The 2973-nt window shown below is 67.0% G+C and carries 2 protein-coding genes; one reads left to right on the top strand and one right to left on the bottom strand.

Features of this window, described 5'->3' with window-relative positions:
- Positions 1–554 precede the first annotated feature (554 nt).
- A complete protein-coding gene (locus AB1609_19750) occupies positions 555–1457 on the top strand; it encodes a nitroreductase family protein (protein MEW6048678.1) in 903 nt (300 codons plus the stop codon).
- Here AB1609_19750 and AB1609_19745 read toward each other — a convergent pair.
- Positions 1360–2253 (bottom strand): helix-turn-helix domain-containing protein, encoded by an 894-nt coding sequence (locus tag AB1609_19745; GenBank protein ID MEW6048677.1) that lies wholly within the window; start codon positions 2251–2253, stop codon positions 1360–1362. The genes AB1609_19750 and AB1609_19745 overlap by 98 nt on opposite strands.
- Positions 2254–2973: the final 720 nt, after the last annotated feature.

Genomic DNA, 2973 nt, shown 5'->3' with positions numbered 1-2973 from the left:
TGGAGTAGACCCAGGCGGCTGAAGTAGATGGAAGGGAATACCCTTCCCAGGAGTCGCGTGGCCACCAGGGAAGCGGGACGGAACTCTACATAGGCGGTCTTCACCGTCTTGTCCTCCGGGGTCCGCCCGGGCCGTGGCCACGGTGCCTGCTGCGTGCGTCCGCTTGTACGTCGCCAGAGGCGAACCGTTTCGCTGGACAGCTACTTCGACGCAGGCGTGCCATTTCCTGCCGGGCCGGCTGCGGGTCCTCCCGAAGCGCCGTAACGGGCCTGTATGGAGGGGCGCGCGAGTGCCGGCCAGTTGCAGAGTGCCGCATGAGGGCTGGACACGACCCCCAAGTTGCTTCAGTGAGAGTGCGGATAGCCACCTGGCGCCTCGAAACGTTTCGGCCCCTGCGACTTGGGGGTAACCGGGTGGCCGGGTCGAGTCCCTACCTCGACCGGCGACGCGTACGGTAACGCGTGGAACACCAGGTATGCTGCGGCGTCAAGACGGGTGGTTGGGGGCGGTCGGGCCGGGTGGCTGCGGGCAGGCCGGGAGGTTGCTGGGCAGTTGTGGAGATTCCGTTTGCGCGTTGGCACCCTGCCATAGTCGAGAGGCACAGCCGTCGGCGCTTTGAGCCGCGCCCGGTGGAACCGGGGGTGCTTGCGCGCCTGGCGGGCGTTTGCGACGGGTTCCGCCCCTATGAGGAAGCCCGGGCAGTGCTTGTCACACGACCAGCGGACGAGGTCTTGAGGGGTGTAGTGGGCAGCTATGGGCAGGTCAAGGGGGCGCCGGCCTACGCAGCACTGGTGGGAAGAACGGACAGCCCGTACGCACATGAGCGGGTGGGGTATACCGGCGAGGCCGTGGTGCTGGAGGCCACCTCGCTCGGGCTGGGTACGTGCTGGGTGGGCGGCTTCTTCCGTCCTGAGGTGGCCGCCCGCCTGCTGGGTGTGGCTGCCGGGGAACGGGTGATGGCGGTCATACCGCTTGGCTACCCGGGCCCTCGCAGCCGGGAAGAATCGATCATGAGTGGCTTCGTGCGTTCACACCGCCGCAAGCCGTTGGCGGAACTCGTGGCGGGTGGTGCCCCCGGTGCTGCCGGCGATCTTGCCCGGTGGCCGGCGTGGGTGAGGGCAGCCCTGGAGGCGGCCCGGCTTGCACCCTCGGCGATGAACCGACAGCCCTGGCGCTTTGCGGTTAGCGCTGAGCTCCCGGCTGCTAGGCGGCCAGCTGGTCTTGACAGCCCGGTCGGTGCTGACCGCCCGGCTGGGGCTGGACCGGCTGGGGATGAGGGTCCGGTCTGGACGATCACCGTCTATGTGACTGGATGGCGCGACACAGGCGGGATCAGCAGGCGATTGGACTGCGGGATCGCTATGCTCCATCTGGAAGTCGCTGCCCTGGCGCACGGGGTGCGCGGAAGCTGGGAGCCACTGCCTCCCCCTGGGGTGGCCCGCTTTTGGCCCCGGTGATCTGTCCCTGCTGGCCTGCCTGCGCGCGACGGGCTGCCCGGATATAGAGCCGACTGACGTGCGTGAGGTATCGCAGGACGGGGTCGTCCGGCCACACCTCGCGCAGGGGGAGGAGTCCGTGCACCTTCTCCGTGATGGTCTTGAAGCTGAGATCCTTTGCGGTAAGCGTGATGAGGTGGATCCCATGTTCGTGGCAGAGGGCCTTCTTGATGTAGTCCCGGGCCATGGTCTCCCGGGCCCGGTCTGGGTCAGGGTAGGCGTCGGTCGGCCCGTAATGCTGCGGGCCGTTGAACTCGAAGGCCACCCGCTGGTTGGGGTAGTAACGGTCGAACTCCAGGCAGGCGTCAGTCACGGGATTGCGGATCGACCCCAGGCGGGCGTTGTTGTCGTACTCGGTAGATGCTACTATGAGGTCCAACCATTCACACATGAGAGCTTCCCCCTTGAAGCTGGCGGGCCCGAGACGCGCTTGCACGCGCTTCAGTTCGGCCCGGCGCTCTTCGAGGATCGGATTACGCATGGTGAAGACGGTCTCGCGGCGTCCGGCCTGCTCCAGCCGAAGCCAACCTGCCTGCTCCAGGGCCGTTATGCTCTTGCGGAGTGTGGTGCGGTCTACATGAAGGGCTTCGGCCAGGGCGGCCTGAGTCCCCCGCCATTGACTGCTCTGACGGTCGGATTTGGCAAGGAGGAAGATGTAAACGAACCGGGCCTCGATGGAAAGGTCGGCGTTCACCAACTCGAGGGGCACGACGAGATTCGCCACTTCTCCCACCTCCACCACGAACTCTCCCATCATTTGACACGCCCCCCATGATTCTCCTGCCGACGGGCGTTTGCCGTGCCCGTTGTAAGGGTGGGCCGCGGGTTTTGGGCGGGGTTTTGCGCAGGCGGGGAGAATTTCGCCGCTTCGGGCCTGTGGCGATGGGTAGTTTTTCGCCACATCTTTGGTGGGGGGCGGGTAGAGCAGGGGGGACGGGCCGGGCCAGGGGTCAAAGAGCTGTTGTAGTCGGGAGTCGGAGGGCGCAAATTCGACAACCGCGCGCGAAGGCGCACGGGTTGTCGACCCGCATGCTGCCTGCCGGGGTCCTGGAGGGGAGTCATCCGGTCGAAGCGCAGGGTGAGACCCCCAGTCGGGGGGTCCGGCGGACCAGATGGCGAATTTTTCACCGCTGTCCGCCCGGACAGAGGGCGGAAAAATCGCCACGAGCCGTCGGTGGGGGTGGTAGACTGGGGCGACCCGGCCTTCACCCGGAGGGTTGGCGCGGTGGGGCGACCCCGCCTGTACCCGGGGGGTAAGCGGGGAGGGACGGTCGGGCCTGGGCCCGAAGTTGACAGGGTGAGGCGGCCGGGTGGGGCGGGAGAGTTGGCGCGAGGAGGGTTCTACGGATAGGTCGTTGAAGTCGTTCGCAGGGGGGTGCGTTTTGCTCTGGGATCCGACGATTACGGATGTCTACCGGGCGCGGGCGGTGGTGAGCAGGTTCCTGCGTCCGACGCCGCTACTCAAGCCGGCCGCGCT

It is taken from the genome of Bacillota bacterium (assembly GCA_040754675.1).
Classification (GTDB): domain Bacteria; phylum Bacillota; class Limnochordia; order Limnochordales; family Geochordaceae; genus Geochorda.
Note: the sequence above shows the minus strand (reverse complement) of the source record. Positions and strands in the feature narration are given on the sequence as shown.

Bases quoted from the DNA above. Each gene is read 5' to 3' on its own strand.
- AB1609_19745 (MEW6048677.1), bottom strand. From the start codon at position 2,253: ATGATGGGAGAGTTCGTGGTGGAGGTGGGAGAAGTGGCGAATCTCGTC.